We start from the raw sequence: 17,858 nt of genomic DNA on the forward strand, positions 1-17,858 counted from the left end.
GGCGCCCGCCGCGATCGCCGCTCCCAGCGCGCCGGTTTCGCGGCTGCGCGCCACGGTGACGGGCACGCCGAGCACATCGGCGAAAATCTGCGGCCAGACGCTGCTGCGCGAGCCGCCGCCGGACAACACCACCTGGTCGAAATCGGCGCCCGCTTTGTGCAAGGTCTCGACATGGCGCTTGTGCTCGAAGGCGACCCCCTCGAACAGCGCACGCAGCAGATGGGCTCGGCTGTGCCAGCCGGCGATGCCGTAGAAGCCGGCGCGCGCATGGCCATTCTGCTGCGAGCCATAAAGGAAGGGATGATAGATCGGGATGTCGCTGTTGGGATCGACGGACGCCACCAGTTCGCTGCACAATTCGAATGGCGACTTGCCGGCTTCGCCGCCATGTTCGAGGAATTCGCGAACGATCCATTCGAGATTGGCGGCCGAGGTGGCACTGGATTCGATCGCCAGATAGCGCTGGCGATCGAAAGTCGACAGCATGAAGATCGAAGGGTCGCGGATCGGCTTGTCGGTGATGACCTGGTTGATGCTCCAGGTTCCGGCGATGACCGAGGCGGCACCGGTTCTGGTCACGCCCGAACCGACCGCGCTGGCGACGACATCGAACAGCCCGGCAACGACCGGCGTGCCGGCGCGCAGTCCCGTCAGGGCCGCCACCTCCGCGCTGACATGGCCGGCAATGTCGGCCGATTCCAGCACTGGCGGCAGTAGGTCCATGCAATCGCCGAGCCCATAGGCGGCAAGCAGGTCCGGCTCGTAGCGGCGGTCCTGCATCTGCAGCAGGCCGCAGCCCGACATATCTGAAGTATCGCTGCTGCGCGCACCTGTCAGGCGGTTGACGACGAAATCCTTGCACAAGAACACAGTTCCGATGCTGGCAAACAAAGCCGGCGAAAAGCGCTTGAGCCAGGCAAGCAGGGTCGGCGTCTGCGCCGCCCACGGCCGCTGCAGGCAATGTGCGTAGGTGCGGTCGCCGACATTCTGTTCTGCCCATTCGGCAACGATGTCGACGGCGCGTGTGTCGAGCGACTGGATGCCGATCAATGGCGCGCCCGCACGATCGAGCGCGTAGAGCCCGTTGCCATGGCCGGCGCAGCCGATGGCGACGATCTCGCCGGCGTCGATACCGGCTTCAGCGATGCATTGACCAATGACCGAGACCGCATTGCGCCAGAGTTCGTCGAGGTCGCGTTCGACATGTCCGGGCTTTGGCATGGACGAGCGGCCGTCACGGGCGGCGAATGCCAGTTCGCGGCCCGACAGGTCGAAGAGGATGGCCTTGATGACGGTGTTGCCGGCATCGAGACCGAGGATATAGCTTGCCATTGGCGCCTCCCGAGGCCGCAGCCTATGCCTGGTTGTACAGATCCCAGGCTGCGCCGCCATCGGCATCGTCGTGAATGATTGCCATCAGCCCGCGCACGACAGCGCTCGGGTTGGCATGCTGGTAGATGTTGCGGCCATAGACCATGCCAAGCGCACCCTGTGCCATCAAGGCGGCCGACTTGTCGAACACGGCACGCAGATCCTCCTTGCCGCCGCCGCGCACCAGCACCGGGCAGCGCGCCGCCTCGACAACGCGGTGGAAGTCGTTGGGATCGGTGGTCGGGTCGGCCTTGACGATATCGGCACCCATCTCGCGGGCAAGCCGGGTCAAGGTGACGATCTTATCGGCGTCGCCGTCGACCATGTAGCCGCCATGCTCGGTGACCGGCAGCATGGCCAGCGGCTCGATCATCAGCGGCAGGCCGTATTTCTCGCAATCGGCGCGCACGCGGGCGATGTTCTGCACGCATTGCCGGAACAGGTCCGGCTCGTCGGGTAGCATGAACAGATTGACCACGACGCAAGCCGCATCCATCTCGATGGCGCCAAGCAAGGGCTCGGCTTCGTTCTGCAGCACCGCCCACATCGCCCGGTGGCGTATCCTGTTATAGGGATTGCCCATGTCGATGCGCATCACCAGCGCCGGCTTGTCCTTGCCAGGCACGGCCTGCAGCAGGTCGGCCTGGCCGTAGTTCATCTGGATGGCGTCGGGGCCGGCCTTGACCAGCTGGTTGACCACGCTGGCCATGTCTTCCAGCCCGGCAAGGAAACTCGGCTCGTTGCAGACGCCATGATCGATGGCGACGTCGAGGCAGCGGCCGCCGCCGAACAGCCGGTTCATACGGACTTTCTTGTTTACGCGCATAGGGCGCTCCTTTGATGTGTCTGGAGGTCGATGCCGTGCCGGTCGGCCAGCAAGGCGAGGAAGGTCGAGCGCTCGGTGGCAGCCTCGCTGGCGCTCCAGTCCTTGTGCGCCGCCAGCATGTCGAGAACGGCGTTGACGAGGTCGAAGCTGAGACCGCCTGAAATGGCGATGGTGGTGCGGCGCAAGAACAGGTCGGCAAGGCACTCGACCTGCTCGCGCTCGATGATGCGCCCCATCTCGCTTGCCGAATAGTCCGACTGCGGCAGCATCTGTTCGCCCGCCGGGTGCGAAACGAAATCCCTGGCCGACGTGCCATAGCGCTGCAGAAGCGTTTGCGCGCGCTCGACCGTCAGGCCATGCTCGGCGGCGAATGACGCGCACCAGGCGTCCGGGTCGGCCGGAAAATCACGGCCGCCACCGATGGCCATGTCCTGCGTGCCCTGGCTGCGCGCGAGGCCGAGCCGCTTCAGTGCCATGTCGGCGGCCAGCGCTCCAAACGAACGGAAGGTGGTCCACTTGCCTCCGACCATGCACAGTGTCGCCGGCAGGTGCCCGCTCGCTTCTACGAACTCGCAAAAATGATCGCGCGGTATGCGGCTGGTAAAACTGTCCTCGCTGGCGGGCAAGGGTCGCACGCCGGCGAAGCGGAACACGATCTGGTTTTCAGCTACTTTGATCGAGGGGAATACAAAGGCGAGCGACTGCAGGATGTAGCGCTGCTCGTCCTCCTCGCAACGCACCTTGTCCGGATCGTCGACCCGGATGTCGGTCGAGCCGATCAGCACCTTGCCGAGATAGGGAAACAGGATGCAGATGCGCCCGTCCTCGTTCTCGTAATAGACCATATGGCCGCCGAGCGCGTCGAACAGTTCTGCATTGTCGACGATGAGATGCGAGCCCTTGGTGCCGCCCATCATCGTCTGCGCCGCCGCCCCGATGGCCTTGTTGGTCAGGTCGATCCAGCCGCCAGTAGCGTTGATGACCAATTGCGCCCGTACCGGCAGTTGTTCGCCCGTCAGCGTGTCGGTAATGGCGAGGCTATCACCTGTCGACGATACCTGAGCGTAGTTCAAGGCGCGGGCGTTCGCCGCGCTCGCCGTGGCGTCCAGCAGCATCTCCAGGCCGAGGCGTTCGGGCCGGCTCACCCAGGCGTCGTAGTAGGTCGCCGAATTGCGGATCGCCGGATTGATCGCCGGCCATTTTTTCAAGGTTTCGGCGCGGCCCCTGAACCTGTGCGTCGGCATCAAACGCCGTGCGGCGGTGAACAGGTCGTACATGGCAAGGCCGGTCTTGATGACCAGCGCACCACGCCGGCTCGGCCGCCGCGTCAGACCCAGGAAACGCACCGCACCGTTGGCAAGGCCGGAGAAAATGTCGAAGATCGGCACCGTCGTCGGCAACGGGGCCACATAGTGCGGGGCATTCCTCAGCAGCCGGTCACGTTCGAGCAGCGATTCGCGCACCAGTTTGAATTCGCCGTTTTCGAGATAACGCAGGCCGCCATGCACCATGCGTGAAAGGGCGGCACTGGCGCCGCTGCAATAATCGCCCTTTTCCGCCAGCACGACATCGACGCCTTGCAGCGCCAGTTCGCGAAAGACGCTGATGCCGTTGATGCCGCCACCGATGACGAGCACGGCGATATCAGGCCGGTCGCGCAGACCGGCTAACGTATGGCTACGGTTCATCGGGGCTGTTGCCTTTTTTCTCAGGCATCCATCGCAGTGAGATGCGCGGCTGCCGCGGCGTCGATTGCCGCAAGCTCGCCTGCCGCAAGCGTGATCTCCCCGGCCCGTGCATTGTCGAGCGCCTGTTCGGGATTGCGCGCGCCGCACAGGGCGAAGGTGATGCCCGGCTGGGCGAGCGTCCAGGCGATGACGATCTGCGCGGTCGACGCCTGGTGGCTCTCGGCGATAGGGGCGATGGCCTCTTTCAGCTTTGCCACCTTCTGCCGGTTGGCCGTGGAAAAGCGCGGGTTGTCCTTGCGCTGGTCGTCGCCGCCGAATGTGCGGCCGGGGTCGACCGTGCCGGTGAGCAGCCCCAGCGCCAGCGACGAATAGCTGAGCGTGGCGATGTCATGGCGGCGAGTGATCGGCAGCAGGCTGCTCTCGATGTCGCGGTCGATCATCGAATAGCGCTCCTGGATCGCATCGAGCTGGCCGGCATCGATATAATGGCCGAGATCCTCGGCGCTGATATTGCTGACGCCGATGGCGCGGATCTTGCCGGCTGCCTTGAGCTTTTCCAATACCGCCATCGTCTCGGCGATCGGCGTCGTCGGGTCCTGCCAATGGGTGATGTAGAGGTCGATATGATCGGTGCCGAGACGCCGCAGGCTCTGCTCGACCTCATAGGCGATGCCGTCGGCGCCGAGATAGCGATGCACTGGCTTGTCGTCCTGGTCGAAGAAATGCCCGCCCTTGCCCGAATGCCAGTTCAGCCCGCATTTGGTCGCGATCACCACCTTGTCGCGCTTGCCCTTGATGGCGGTGCCGACGATCGCCTCGCTGCGGCCAAGACCGTAGGCCGGCGCTGTGTCGATCAGGCTGAGGCCGGCATCGATCGAGGCTTCGATCGCCCGCACCGACTCCTTTTCGTCGGTGCCGCCCCACATCCATCCGCCAATCGCCCAGGTGCCCAGGCCCACGGCCGACGCCGATATGCCGGACTTGCCGATCTGCCGCTGGATCTGTCGAGAATTCATGCTGCCTCCTGTTCGGCCAGCTCGAGGATCTGGAGCCCCGTGGCCTCGTCCGTGACGATGGTGTCGAGATGATTTCCGCGCATTGCGGCGAGGATCGGCGCGACCTTGCTGGCGCCACTTGCAATGCCGATCGAGCGCGGGATGGTCGCGAACTCGTCAAGCGTCAACGAGACCAGCGAACGGTTGAGCGAGTAGTTGCAAAGCTTGCCCCGGCGATCGATGAGATGGGCGAGCAGCTCGCCTGTTGCCCCGGACTTCTCGATCGCCTGGCGATCGGCATTCGAGGACGGATGCAAATCGTAGTAGCTGGAATCGTCGGTCAGGATGGAGCCGACACCCACCACCGCGACATCGGCCTCGCGCGCCTTGCGAAACACGTCGGCGACGGAGCTGATGCCCATCAGCATCTCGCGCTGCTGCGCGGTGTCCGCAAACAACGGCGCATGGATCTGGTAGGCGCGGCCGCCGAGCTTGTCGGCCATCAGCGAGGCGACGTGGTTGACATCGGTGTAGTGCTTGCCCTGCACCAGCCCGGTGGCGGGAATGATTTCGACGTCGTAGCGGCGCCCCGGCTTGAGACCGGCGACCAGCGCGCTGACGCCCTTGCCGCCGGTGATCGAAATGGTGTCGCCGTCCTTGATGGTGTCGAGCAGCAGCCCAGCCGCCGCCTCGCCGACCCGCTGCAGGGCGGTGTGCGGATTTTCGGAGACCGACGGCACCACCATCGCCCGCTCGATGCCGCCCAGCGCCACCAGCCGCGCTTCCAGGTCGACCAGATGATCGATCGGCGACTTGATCTTGATCTCGACGAGACCGAGCTGGTGACCGCGCTTGATCAGCCGGTTGACGGTCGCGTGCGAGATGCCGAGTTCCCCGGCGATCTCGGCCTGGGTCTTGCCTTCGACATAATGCAGGACAAGCGCCTGGTGCATCTGACGAACAGCGGCGATGTCGTCGCGGGTGTTGGGAGGGGCCATGGTCTTGTTTCGCCGCCTTTGAGGTTCAGGACTTCTTGCGGTGCAGGAAGTGATCGATCGACACCGCTGCCAGCAGGATGCATCCCTTGATCATGTCCTGCCAATAGACCGAGACATCGAGCAGGATAAGCGAGCTCGTCACCACCGACAGCAGAGCCATGCCGAGGATCGCCCCGAAGATGGTGCCCGAGCCGCCATTCAGCGAGGCGCCGCCGATGACGGCCGCGGCGATGATGTTGAGCTCCATGCCGGCGCCGAAGGTCGGCGTCGCCGCGCCGAAGCGCGCCATGTAGATGACGCCGGCCACTCCGGCGAGGGTCGAGCACAGCACCGTGACCCAGAACTTCACCTGATTGGTCCTGATGCCGGAGAACTGCGCGGCCTTCTCGTTGGAGCCGGTGTAGAAAACCTTGCGGAAGGCCGTGGCGCGACGCAGCAGGAAGTCGAAGATCGCCACCACGACGATGAAGATCAGGATGACATAGGGGATGTTGTTGAAACTGCCCTGGCCGATGGCCTTGAAGGCCGGCGGCAAGGTGAACAGCGACAGCGGCGTGCCCTTGGTGACCACCAGGCACATGCCGCGCACGATGACCATGGCGGCCAGCGACGTGATGAAATGATTGAGCCCTATCACGGTCACGAAGAAGCCCATGGCCGCGCCGATCAGCGCGCTGACGCCGATGCCGATCAGGCTTGCCGTCCAGGGATCGAGCCCGGCGAGGAACAGCGCACCCGAGACCACCATCGAGAAACACACGACGGAGCCGACGGAAAGGTCGATGCCGCCAACGATGAGCAGGACGGTCATGCCGACGACGACGATGCCTTCGATGGAGAAGCTCATCAGCATGGCGCGGAAATTGCCCCATGTCAGGAAGTGCGGCGAGGCGAAGCTCATGGCGATGCACAGCGCCAGGATGATGACGATCAGCCCGGCCTCGCGCATCGAGGCGAGGTGAGCGAAGTTGATGCGCCGCCCGGCGGACTTGATCTCGGCGTGCACGAGCGCTTCTCCTGATTCCCTAGGCGACATTCTGGGCCTGCCTTTGAATTGAACTGTCCTGGACGCCCGAGGCGAGCATGATGATGGCTTCTTCACCGAGCTCGCTGGCGGCGAGTTCGCCGGCGATCCTGCCTTCGCGCACCACAAGAACGCGGTCGCACAAGCCAATCAGCTCCGGCAGTTCGGACGAGATGATGATGACGCCGACACCGCTGCCGGCTAGCTGGCGCAGCAGCCGGTGAATCTCGACCTTGGCGCCGACATCGATCCCGCGCGTCGGCTCGTCCATGATGATGACCTTGGGACTGACGGACAGCTGCTTGGCGATGGCAACCTTCTGCTGGTTGCCACCGCTCAGCGTCGACACAGTGGCCTCGATGCCGGCCATGCGCACGCCGAGCCTGCCGGTCAGCTCCCGCGCCTGACGATCCTCGGCCTTGCGGTCGAGCAGGCCGAGGCGCCCGGTGAGCCGGCCGAGGTCGAGCGCCGATATGTTCGCCGCGATCGGCAGATCGAGGAACACGCCGGAGCCTTTGCGATCCTCAGAGAGATAGACCAGCCCCGCCTTGACCGCATCGCCATAACTGCGCAGCCGCAGCTGCTTTCCGTCGAGCGCGACGGTTCCAGAGGTCATTGGCCTGAGGCCGCAGACCGTCTGTGCGATCTCGCTGCGGCCGGCGCCGATCAGGCCGCCTATGCCCAGAATTTCGCCAGCGCGAAGCTGCAGATCGACGTCGGCGAAGCGGCGCCCATCGGAAAGCCCCTCGACCGACAGGAGAAGGCGCCCAGGCTCTTGCGGCGCCAGCTTGTCGGGATAGAGCTGGGTGATTTCGCGGCCCACCATTTTGCGCACGACATCGTCGGGTGAAACGGCGGCTATCGCATCGGTCGCCACGTAGCGGCCGTCGCGGAAGACGGTGACGCGGTCGCAGAGCGAGAAGATCTCGGCCATGCGGTGGCTGATATAGACCACCGAAATGCCACGTTCCCTAAGCCCGCGCACGATCGAGAACAGGCGTTGCGCTTCGCTTTCGGTGAGTGCGGCGGTCGGCTCGTCGAGCATCAGCACCTTGCAGTCGAGCGTCAGCGCCTTGGCGATCTCGACGAGCTGCTGGTTGGAAATGGAGAGGTCGGCGACCCTGGTGTGCACCGGAATGGGCGCGAGCAGGTCCATGACCTTCTGGGCGTCAGCGTAGAGCTTCTGGAAATTCATCAGCGGTGCGCGCCGGCTGTTGATCGCGGCCATGTAGATGTTTTCGGCAACCGTGGCGTCCTGGCACAGCGCGATCTCCTGGTGGACAAGCGCGATGCCGAGACGTTGGGCGGCCGCGGGCGAGTGGATCGAAACACGCTCGCCATCGATCAGGATGTCGCCCTCGTCGGGCTGCAATACACCGGCGATCATGTTCATCAGCGTCGACTTGCCGGCGCCGTTCTCGCCGCACAGCGCATGGATTTCGCCGCGCCGCAGCTCGAACCGCACGTCGTTCAGTGCCTTGACCGGGCCGAACGCCTTGGACAGACCGCGGATTTCAAGAATGGGCGACTGGGTCACGCCATGCTCCTGCGATGCTTGCGGGGGAGGAAGGAGGCCGAAGCCTCCTTCCCGGTTGGTCCGGCCTTGTGGAGGCCGGGGCGGCGATCGAGACTATTCCTCGATGCCCTTGGTGCCGCGACGCTTGAGGTACTTGTCCCAGTAGAAGTCGTCCGCATTGTCCTTGGAGACGATGGAGAAGCCATTGTCGACGAAGGGCACGCTCATCGGGTTGAAACCCGAACGCTTGGCGTCGTTCATCGGATCGATCAGGCCGGGATGCTTGGCCATCCACAACAGCATGAAGCCCATATAGCCCTGCATGCCCTGGTTGGGATTGACCGAGCCGAAGATCTCGCCGGCCTTGATCATGTCGAGGATCTTGGCGTTGACGTCGGCGAGCATGACGCGGATCTTGCCGCCGCCTTCCTTGGCGGCCTGGGCAGCACCGATGGCCGAGTTGGCCTCCGGCATGAACACGGCGCCGAGGTCCGGATGCGCCTGGGCCAGGCTCAAAACCGCCTGATAGGCCTTGGTCGGATCCTGGTTCGAAGCGGCGCGGCCGACGAGCTTCATGTCGGGCCATTTGGCTTCCATGCGGGCAACGAAGGCGTTGACGCGCTTGTCGTGGTTGTCCTGGCCGGGATTCTCCAGCACCGCATATTCGCCATTGCCATCCATCGCCTTGGCAACGGCGTCGGCGGCATAGGTGCCTTCGGCATTGTTGTCGGAGGTGATGTAGGAGACGCGCTTGGAATTCGGCGAGTCGGCGGCGAAGGTCACCACCGCGGTGCCCTGCTCGATGGCGCGGTTGATCGGCTCGATGAACGGATCGGAGTTCATCGGGTGTACCAGTATGCCGGCCGGCTTCTGCGCCAGTGCCTGGTCGAAGGTGGCGATCTGCTTGTTGACGTCGTATTCCGGCGTACCCGTATAGGCGGTCTCGCAGCCGAACTGCCGGCCGGCCTGCTTGAACATTTCATAGACCGGGAACCAGTATTCGACGCCCGAGACCATCACGTTCATGACGTATTTTTCACCCGGCTCGCATTTGAACGGGTTAGGGGTTTCGGCGCGTACCTGCATCGACCCGAAGCAGGTCGATGCAGCCGCCGCGATTGCGAGCGTGCTCAGAAATTTGCGCAAGTTTCCTCCCTTGGCCGAAGCCATCCTCAATGACCGTTGCAGGCACTCAGTGAGCGCTGCCGTATGGATTTGATGATGCCGACCTTCCTCCGAAAGCCGACGATCGGAACATTACAGCCCGGGCGCGCATTGTCAATATAATTCACATAGTGAAATATATTTCATAGCCTACTTCAAGGGGATTCCTACGCTCCGGTCGACGAGGCTGGGCGCGGCCGCCAAGATGCCGTACGGGCTGGGCAAGGCCTTACCGGCCTTTGGCCGCGAAACCGGAGAGGGTGGTGGAATATCCGCACGGGGGCTCGCATGGTACCCTCCCGCCGGCCGCGTCTTTATCGCCTGAAGCCCCCGATCCTGTCTTTGATAGATCTGTTCCGGGCGCAGCGTGACGCTCTCCATATGTCCGCTTGGCCAGAAAGTCGGCTGCAGCTTCGGCTTCGCTTTCGGGGGCCTGAGCCTGGGCAGATCGATGGCCACCCCAGCCGCATATCAAAACGGCGCGCGGGCATTTGTGGCTGGCGGGCTGTTTTTGATGTTGGTTTTGGGGAGAGGATTTGCGTTTTCTGTCTGGCGGCTTGGCTTGGCTGGTTGCGGGCGCCTGATGACAGGCCGGCAGCACAGCACGGCACAAAACAAAAAGCCCGCACGATGGCGGGCTTTTTTGAATTTGGTTGCGGGGACAGGATTTGAACCTGTGACCTTCAGGTTATGAGCCTGACGAGCTACCGGGCTGCTCCACCCCGCGTCAATTTTTGTGTAAGCCGAGGCCTACAGATAGGTATATGGCTGACCAAATGAAAGGGCCGCTTACGCGGCCCGTGATCCCTTGGCGGGCCATTTCATAAAGAGAAGATTTTTCTCCATCCGATTTGGATGTGAGATCAACGTGCGTTTGGCAGACCTGGCAGCGACCTACTCTCCCGCGTCTTGAGACGAAGTACCATCAGCGCTGGAGCGTTTCACGGCCGAGTTCGGAATGGGATCGGGTGCAGCCGCTCCGCCATAACCACCAGGTCGGCAAAACGCACGTTGTTCGAGAAGCTTTTGAGCGAAGGCGCACAAAGAGACATCGGCAGCGGAGCTGTCGGGTGCCTCTCGGGGCTGTTCGCTGGTCTTTGTGTGCCTTTACGGTTCTTGGTCTGGCGCCTTTCGAAGCGAAGCTTCGCAAGGTCGACCGACCGTCGGCGCTGATGCGCCGCACCCACGTAGCGCCGCCCGCAGGGCGGAACAAGCGTGAGTGAGAACAGACCATCTGACTTTGTCAGATGGGCATAAGGAATGAGAACGATCAAGCCGATCGAACTATTAGTACCGGTAAGCTTCAAGCGTTGCCGCTCTTCCACACCCGGCCTATCAACGTGGTCGTCTTCCACGGTTCTCAGGGAATACTCGTTTTAAGGTGGGTTTCCCGCTTAGATGCCTTCAGCGGTTATCCCGTCCGGATATAGCTACCCTGCTATGCGGCTGGCGCCACAACAGGTCCACCAGAGATCCGTCCATCCCGGTCCTCTCGTACTAGGGACAGATCCTTTCAATATTCCTACACCCACGGCAGATAGGGACCGAACTGTCTCACGACGTTCTGAACCCAACTCACGTACCGCTTTAAATGGCGAACAGCCATACCCTTGGGACCTGCTCCAGCCCCAGGATGCGATGAGTCGACATCGAGGTGCCAAACAACCCCGTCGATATGGACTCTTGGGGGTCATCAGCCTGTTATCCCCGGCGTACCTTTTATCCGTTGAGCGATGGCCCTTCCACGCGGGACCACCGGATCACTATGACCGACTTTCGTCTCTGCTCGACTTGTCAGTCTCGCAGTCAGGCAGGCTTATGCCATTGCACTCAGCGAACGATTTCCGACCGTTCTGAGCCCACCATCGCGCGCCTCCGTTACTCTTTAGGAGGCGACCGCCCCAGTCAAACTACCCACCATACATTGTCCCGGACCCGGATAACGGGCCGCGGTTAGACATCCATAGTAATAAGGGTGGTATTTCAAGGGTGGCTCCACCTGAGCTGGCGCCCAGGCTTCAAAGCCTACCACCTATCCTACACATGCCACTACGAATGCCAATGTAAAGCTATAGTAAAGGTGCACGGGGTCTTTCCGTCTAACCGCAGGAACCCCGCATCTTCACGGGGAATTCAATTTCACTGAGTCTATGCTGGAGACAGCGGGGAAGTCGTTACGCCATTCGTGCAGGTCGGAACTTACCCGACAAGGAATTTCGCTACCTTAGGACCGTTATAGTTACGGCCGCCGTTTACTGGGGCTTCGATTCAGAGCTTGCACCCCTCCTCTTAACCTTCCAGCACCGGGCAGGCGTCAGACCCTATACGTCGTCTTGCGACTTCGCAGAGCCCTGTGTTTTTGATAAACAGTCGCTACCCCCTGGTCTGTGCCACCCTCCTCTACTTGCGTAGAAAAGGGTCACGCTTCTTCCGAAGTTACGCGTGCAATTTGCCGAGTTCCTTCAGCATAGTTCTCTCAAGCGCCTTGGTATACTCTACCAGACCACCAGTGTCGGTTTCGGGTACGGTTTATAAGGAGGAGCTATTTCCTGGAACCACGCAGCAGCCCGTTCAATCCGATAAGATTGGACTACCTCAATGATCCGTCACTACCTCCAAGCCCACGAATATTAACGTGGTTCCCATCGACTACGCGTTTCCGCCTCGTCTTAGGGGCCGGCTAACCCTGCTCAGATTAGCTTTAAGCAGGAACCCTTGGTCTTTCGGCGGGGGAGTCTCTCACTCCCCTTACGTTACTCATGTCAGCATTCGCACTTCTGATACCTCCACCACCCCTCACGGGTATGGCTTCATCAGCTTACAGAACGCTCCGCTACCGCTTGGCCCTTGCGGACCAAACCCTAAGCTTCGGTGTATGGCTTTAGCCCCGTTACATTTTCGGCGCAAAGACCCTTATTTAGACCAGTGAGCTGTTACGCTTTCTTTAAATGATGGCTGCTTCTAAGCCAACATCCTGGTTGTTTTGGGATCCTCACATCCTTTCCCACTTAGCCATAACTTGGGGACCTTAGCTGTAGGTCAGGGTTGTTTCCCTTTTCACGACGGACGTTAGCACCCGCCGTGTGTCTGCCGACTAGTACTCCCAGGTATTCGGAGTTTGGTTAGGTTTGGTAATCCGGTGAGGACCCCTAGCCCATCCAGTGCTCTACCCCCTGGGGTATTCGGTCGACGCTCTACCTAAATAGATTTCGCGGAGAACCAGCTATTTCCGAGTTTGATTGGCCTTTCACCCCTAGCCACAAGTCATCCCGAACTATTGCAACAGTTATGGGTTCGGTCCTCCAGTAAGTGTTACCTTACCTTCAACCTGCTCATGGCTAGATCACTCGGTTTCGGGTCTAATGCGACGAACTGAACGCCCTGTTCAGACTCGCTTTCGCTGCGCCTACACCTAGCGGTTTAAGCTTGCTCGTCACACTAAGTCGCTGACCCATTATACAAAAGGTACGTGGTCACCCAGGACGAACCTTGGGCTTCCACTGTTTGTAGGCAATCGGTTTCAGGTACTCTTTCACTCCCCTTGTCGGGGTGCTTTTCACCTTTCCCTCACGGTACTAGTTCGCTATCGGTCATGCACGAGTACTTAGGCTTGGAGGGTGGTCCCCCCAATTTCAGACAGGATTTCACGTGTCCCGCCTTACTCGAGGACGATTGATTGCATTACGCGTACGGGGCTGTCACCCACTATGGCCCTACTTTCCAGAAGGTTCCGCTTGTCTCTCAATCGCCACTGGCCTGGTCCGGGTTCGCTCGCCACTACTTCCGGAGTCTCGGTTGATGTCCTTTCCTACGGGTACTTAGATGTTTCAGTTCCCCGCGTTCGCCACTTTACCCCTATGTATTCAGGGTAAGTTACCTATTATCGATACTTGGAAACCACAGCAGCAATCCGGCCTTGCGACCTTCTGGCTGCTCTGATTTTCCAAGTACCTTAGGTGGGTTTCCCCATTCGGAAATCTACGGATCAAAGGGTATTCGCACCTCCCCGTAGCTTATCGCAGCGTATCACGTCCTTCATCGCCTGTGCATGCCAAGGCATCCACCAATTGCCCTTAAGACACTTGATCGTTCTCATTGCCAATGCCCACCCGCGCAATCCCGAAGGGATTGTCGCTTCAGCCTTCCCCTTACGGAGTTGGCATCCACGCAATTCCAAAGGAATTGTCGCCTGAAGCAGATCCTGTGCGGGATCAAACTTCGATGTCATTGGCACAAAAAGACCAGCTTCTCGAGATCGGTTCGAGGGTGCGGTTAGGCAAGCCCATCATATGCGGGAGATTGAGCGTCTCCCGCGACAAATCACGGCATTACTGCCATGAAGTTCGAACAAATCTTCTCTTTACAATGTCAAACAGAACAAGCGGCAAGCCAGACGCTCACCACAAACCTTTTTTACGAATGACTTTTTTTCTGACACCTCATCTCTACTCAACACCAAAGGTAATGGTGGAGCCGGACGGGATCGAACCGACGACATCCTGCTTGCAAAGCAGGCGCTCTCCCAGCTGAGCTACGGCCCCTGATACCTTTTGTAGAGGAGATAGGAAGCCACCCAGCTTCCATCAGAGATGGTGGGCCTGGGAGGACTTGAACCTCCGACCTCACGCTTATCAAGCGCGCGCTCTAACCAACTGAGCTACAAGCCCTAAGCCCCAAGCGCAGATGGTAGCCGGCATCGAGGCAGAGCCTCGCAAGGCCGACAGGCCGTCGCGGCTCGTGCCGCGCCCTCGCGGAGCGCCAGCACCCGAAGGGTGCGACACGGCGCGCGAGCGCAAATCAAAGTCATTCGCTGAAGAAAGAGAAACGAAGGCGGCAGACCCGCTTAAGGTATGCGCGACGGTCAAAGTGACTCTTTGCCGTCTTGTTCCAAGAGAACCAAAAGGCAGAGGCCCATCAGATGAGCGTTTCCATTAAGGTTCTTCCTTAGAAAGGAGGTGATCCAGCCGCAGGTTCCCCTACGGCTACCTTGTTACGACTTCACCCCAGTCGCTGACCCTACCGTGGTCGCCTGCCTCCTTGCGGTTAGCACAGCGCCTTCGGGTAAAACCAACTCCCATGGTGTGACGGGCGGTGTGTACAAGGCCCGGGAACGTATTCACCGCGGCATGCTGATCCGCGATTACTAGCGATTCCAACTTCATGCACTCGAGTTGCAGAGTGCAATCCGAACTGAGATGGTTTTTGGAGATTAGCTCGACCTCGCGGTCTCGCTGCCCACTGTCACCACCATTGTAGCACGTGTGTAGCCCAGCCCGTAAGGGCCATGAGGACTTGACGTCATCCCCACCTTCCTCTCGGCTTATCACCGGCAGTCCCCTTAGAGTGCCCAACTTAATGCTGGCAACTAAGGGCGAGGGTTGCGCTCGTTGCGGGACTTAACCCAACATCTCACGACACGAGCTGACGACAGCCATGCAGCACCTGTCACCGGTCCAGCCGAACTGAAGGTATCCATCTCTGGAAACCGCGACCGGGATGTCAAGGGCTGGTAAGGTTCTGCGCGTTGCTTCGAATTAAACCACATGCTCCACCGCTTGTGCGGGCCCCCGTCAATTCCTTTGAGTTTTAATCTTGCGACCGTACTCCCCAGGCGGAGAGCTTAATGCGTTAGCTGCGCCACCGACAAGTAAACTTGCCGACGGCTAGCTCTCATAGTTTACGGCGTGGACTACCAGGGTATCTAATCCTGTTTGCTCCCCACGCTTTCGCACCTCAGCGTCAGTACCGAGCCAGTGAGCCGCCTTCGCCACTGGTGTTCCTCCGAATATCTACGAATTTCACCTCTACACTCGGAATTCCACTCACCTCTCTCGGACTCGAGATTGCCAGTATTAAAGGCAGTTCCAGGGTTGAGCCCTGGGATTTCACCCCTAACTTAACAATCCGCCTACGTGCGCTTTACGCCCAGTAATTCCGAACAACGCTAGCCCCCTTCGTATTACCGCGGCTGCTGGCACGAAGTTAGCCGGGGCTTCTTCTACGGTTACCGTCATTATCTTCACCGTTGAAAGAGCTTTACAACCCTAGGGCCTTCATCACTCACGCGGCATGGCTGGATCAGGCTTTCGCCCATTGTCCAATATTCCCCACTGCTGCCTCCCGTAGGAGTTTGGGCCGTGTCTCAGTCCCAATGTGGCTGATCATCCTCTCAGACCAGCTATGGATCGTCGCCTTGGTAGGCCATTACCCCACCAACTAGCTAATCCAACGCGGGCTCATCCATCTCCGATAAATCTTTCTCCCGAAGGACGTATACGGTATTAGCTCCAGTTTCCCGGAGTTGTTCCGTAGAGATGGGTAGATTCCCACGCGTTACTCACCCGTCTGCCGCTCCCCTTGCGGGGCGCTCGACTTGCATGTGTTAAGCCTGCCGCCAGCGTTCGTTCTGAGCCAGGATCAAACTCTCAAGTTTTGAAACTTTGATTGGCTTTTATCTGGTCACGCTTTGAATTGACGAGAACATTCACACCTAGACACTCACGTGTCTTGGTAGACTTTATTCTCTCAAAACGTGTCCGCCAAAGTCTCGTTCGAACCTCATACCCCTGGCGGGATAAGAGGTTCAGCAGGACTCTGCCGCCCACGTTTCTCTTTCTTCATTATTCAATTTTCAAAGAACAGACATCACTTCACGCAATGTCGTGGCCCGCTTCGCTTTTGGCTCCGGGGCCGTCCGAGTGTCGCTTACGCGGCTCTCTTGAATTTCGCTAAGGGCAGGCTTAAAAGCAAACTTCTTCGTCGCCAGCGGCGAGCCGCCCTCGTTCGTGAGGCGTATATAGTCGCCACCAACGACAACTGTCAACACACATCGATAATGTTTTTTCGATTTCTCGTAGAGATATCCACCGGGCCGAAATTCATGAGTTGGCTTGGCTGAATTGTGGGCGGCGTTCTAGCGCCTACCATCCCTGTGATGCGTCCCGAGATCGAGGCGCTGATGAGTGCCATCGCACCCGTCGCGCCTTGATGGCTGCGGAGCAATTCTCCACCGAAGCGCCGTTTAGAGCCGGTTCTCGAGCAATTCCGGCGTGATGTTCCGGCCAGCGTAGAAGATACCCAGGATCAGCACCCGCCCACCCTCGACGGCGAAGGCAATGCTGACGGCGCGGCGATAGCCAACAATCCGCAGCCCCGGCATGATCTCGACCCGCTCGGTGCCCCGCTGTGGAAAAGTCGACGGCCGAGACAATGGTCACGGATACCCGCAATGAAATTCCGGGCGATCGCCGGCGACGCACGTCCGGCTAGGTCATCGTAGAGTTGCTCCAGCTCCGACTCGGCCTTGGAGTGGAAGACAATCCGATACTCTATCCCCTACTTGGCTTTCGCCTGCTTGGAGCGATGACGCGCCTCCAGCCGGAGAAGACCGTGTCGGCAGGGATGCCCTTCGTCGGATCCTGCCGGAGTTCAGCCAGGCGCCCTGGTATCTCCTCGCGCAGCCATTTCTCCCGCTCCGCCTCGAAATCCTCGAGCATGCGCAGGCCCGCGCGGACAACCTCGCTGGCATTGTTGTAGCGGCCTGATTCGAGCTGCTTCCTGATGAAGCTCTCGTAGTGGTCATTCAAAGCGTAATTTGGCATTGGCAACCTCCTGCGGGGAGCGATCCCGAATCTGGCGCCGATTCGGCCACGCCTTACCTCGCGTGACTCATCCGCAGAGAATCGCCCTTCGCTTTGATTCGGCATGATCGAGGCATCGCTTCAACGCCCCCAGGCCGCTCGACCAACGGCACTTGCGGCTATTGCGGCGTGACACACCGGCCGCCGGCGCGATCGAGGATTCACATGCAGGTCGATATTCGCGGCCATCAGTCATTGTCATGGTCGAGGGTGGCCACAAAAGCCGGCTGAATAGAACACCACCCCGACCAAATTCATTTCGTATTTGATTGCAAATCATCACCGGCATCACCGATGCCTGGCACGAGGATCGGATGGCTTTGTCTTTTCCGCCTCCGATTCGGTTGATCCGGCCATGGCGGCGGCCTGGCGCTTCACTTGCCAGTCCCCCAAACGCAAACGGCCCGCGGGCTGCGGGCTGTTTTGTTGAGGCTTTGTTTGTTGTCGTACCTTGTCGGCTGAGTCCTCTTTGTGCGCCGAGGACTGCCGCTTGCCGGCACCATTGTCCCTTGAACGCGAACAGCCCGCCGGCTGATGCCAGGCGGGCTGTTGCTTAGTGAAGTTTGGTTTGCGGGACGGGATCTGGTTCTTTTGTCCCGCAGCTTCGGCTTCGCTTTCGGGGGCCTGAGCCTGGGC

Annotated in this window: 9 protein-coding genes, 3 tRNA genes, 3 rRNA genes and 2 pseudogenes; all 17 read right to left on the bottom strand. The window is 60.3% G+C overall.

Translation table 11 applies throughout. The annotated features are described in order from the left end of the window. A partial coding sequence (locus tag EOA22_RS05630) for an FGGY-family carbohydrate kinase (RefSeq protein WP_164755257.1) occupies positions 1–1,332 on the bottom strand: 1,332 nt, incomplete at its 3' end. A gap of 22 nt (positions 1,333–1,354) precedes the next feature. Then, complete coding sequence (locus EOA22_RS05635) at positions 1,355–2,173, bottom strand: aldolase (protein WP_024504448.1); 819 nt, start codon at positions 2,171–2,173, stop codon at positions 1,355–1,357. Positions 2,174–2,187: 14 nt separating this feature from the next. Beyond that, complete coding sequence (locus tag EOA22_RS05640) at positions 2,188–3,885, bottom strand: glycerol-3-phosphate dehydrogenase/oxidase (protein ID WP_063169060.1); 1,698 nt, start codon at positions 3,883–3,885, stop codon at positions 2,188–2,190. Positions 3,886–3,905: 20 nt separating this feature from the next. Continuing rightward, positions 3,906–4,901: an aldo/keto reductase gene (locus tag EOA22_RS05645; RefSeq protein WP_063169061.1), complete on the bottom strand. Its 996-nt coding sequence runs from the start codon at positions 4,899–4,901 to the stop codon at positions 3,906–3,908. Continuing rightward, entirely contained in the window at positions 4,898–5,878 is a 981-nt protein-coding gene (locus EOA22_RS05650) for a sugar-binding transcriptional regulator (RefSeq protein ID WP_024504451.1), read from the bottom strand. The genes EOA22_RS05645 and EOA22_RS05650 overlap by 4 nt, the downstream gene beginning before the upstream one ends. Before the next feature lie 25 nt (positions 5,879–5,903). Further along, on the bottom strand, positions 5,904–6,827 hold the full coding sequence (locus tag EOA22_RS05655) for an ABC transporter permease (protein ID WP_224674565.1): 924 nt from the start codon (positions 6,825–6,827) through the stop codon (positions 5,904–5,906). Positions 6,828–6,903: 76 nt separating this feature from the next. Next, complete coding sequence (locus EOA22_RS05660) at positions 6,904–8,439, bottom strand: sugar ABC transporter ATP-binding protein (protein ID WP_063169062.1); 1,536 nt, start codon at positions 8,437–8,439, stop codon at positions 6,904–6,906. Positions 8,440–8,532: 93 nt separating this feature from the next. After that, positions 8,533–9,564 (bottom strand): substrate-binding domain-containing protein, encoded by a 1,032-nt coding sequence (locus EOA22_RS05665; protein WP_063170341.1) that lies wholly within the window; start codon positions 9,562–9,564, stop codon positions 8,533–8,535. A 668-nt stretch (positions 9,565–10,232) separates the two neighbouring features. Next, a tRNA-Met gene (locus EOA22_RS05670) sits at positions 10,233–10,309 on the bottom strand. 154 nt (positions 10,310–10,463) lie between these two features. Further along, positions 10,464–10,578: ribosomal RNA gene (gene rrf, locus EOA22_RS05675) — 5S ribosomal RNA — on the bottom strand. A 270-nt stretch (positions 10,579–10,848) separates the two neighbouring features. Then, positions 10,849–13,670: ribosomal RNA gene (locus tag EOA22_RS05680) — 23S ribosomal RNA — on the bottom strand. Positions 13,671–14,047: 377 nt separating this feature from the next. Further along, positions 14,048–14,123, bottom strand: a tRNA-Ala gene (locus EOA22_RS05685). 49 nt (positions 14,124–14,172) lie between these two features. Further along, positions 14,173–14,249 (bottom strand) — tRNA-Ile (locus EOA22_RS05690). A 281-nt stretch (positions 14,250–14,530) separates the two neighbouring features. Beyond that, positions 14,531–16,015 (bottom strand): 16S ribosomal RNA (locus EOA22_RS05695). The 16S, 23S and 5S rRNA genes sit together here with 3 tRNA genes alongside, the layout of an rRNA operon. A gap of 588 nt (positions 16,016–16,603) precedes the next feature. Further along, a pseudogene (locus EOA22_RS05700) lies at positions 16,604–16,914 on the bottom strand (type II toxin-antitoxin system RelE/ParE family toxin). A gap of 3 nt (positions 16,915–16,917) precedes the next feature. Further along, positions 16,918–17,183 (bottom strand): annotated as a pseudogene (locus EOA22_RS05705) (type II toxin-antitoxin system ParD family antitoxin). A gap of 327 nt (positions 17,184–17,510) precedes the next feature. Further along, the coding region (locus EOA22_RS38055; RefSeq protein ID WP_206521268.1) for a hypothetical protein at positions 17,511–17,858 on the bottom strand (348 nt) is incomplete at its 5' end.

This window comes from Mesorhizobium sp. M7A.F.Ca.US.014.04.1.1, assembly GCF_003998745.1.
Lineage (GTDB): Bacteria > Pseudomonadota > Alphaproteobacteria > Rhizobiales > Rhizobiaceae > Mesorhizobium > Mesorhizobium ciceri.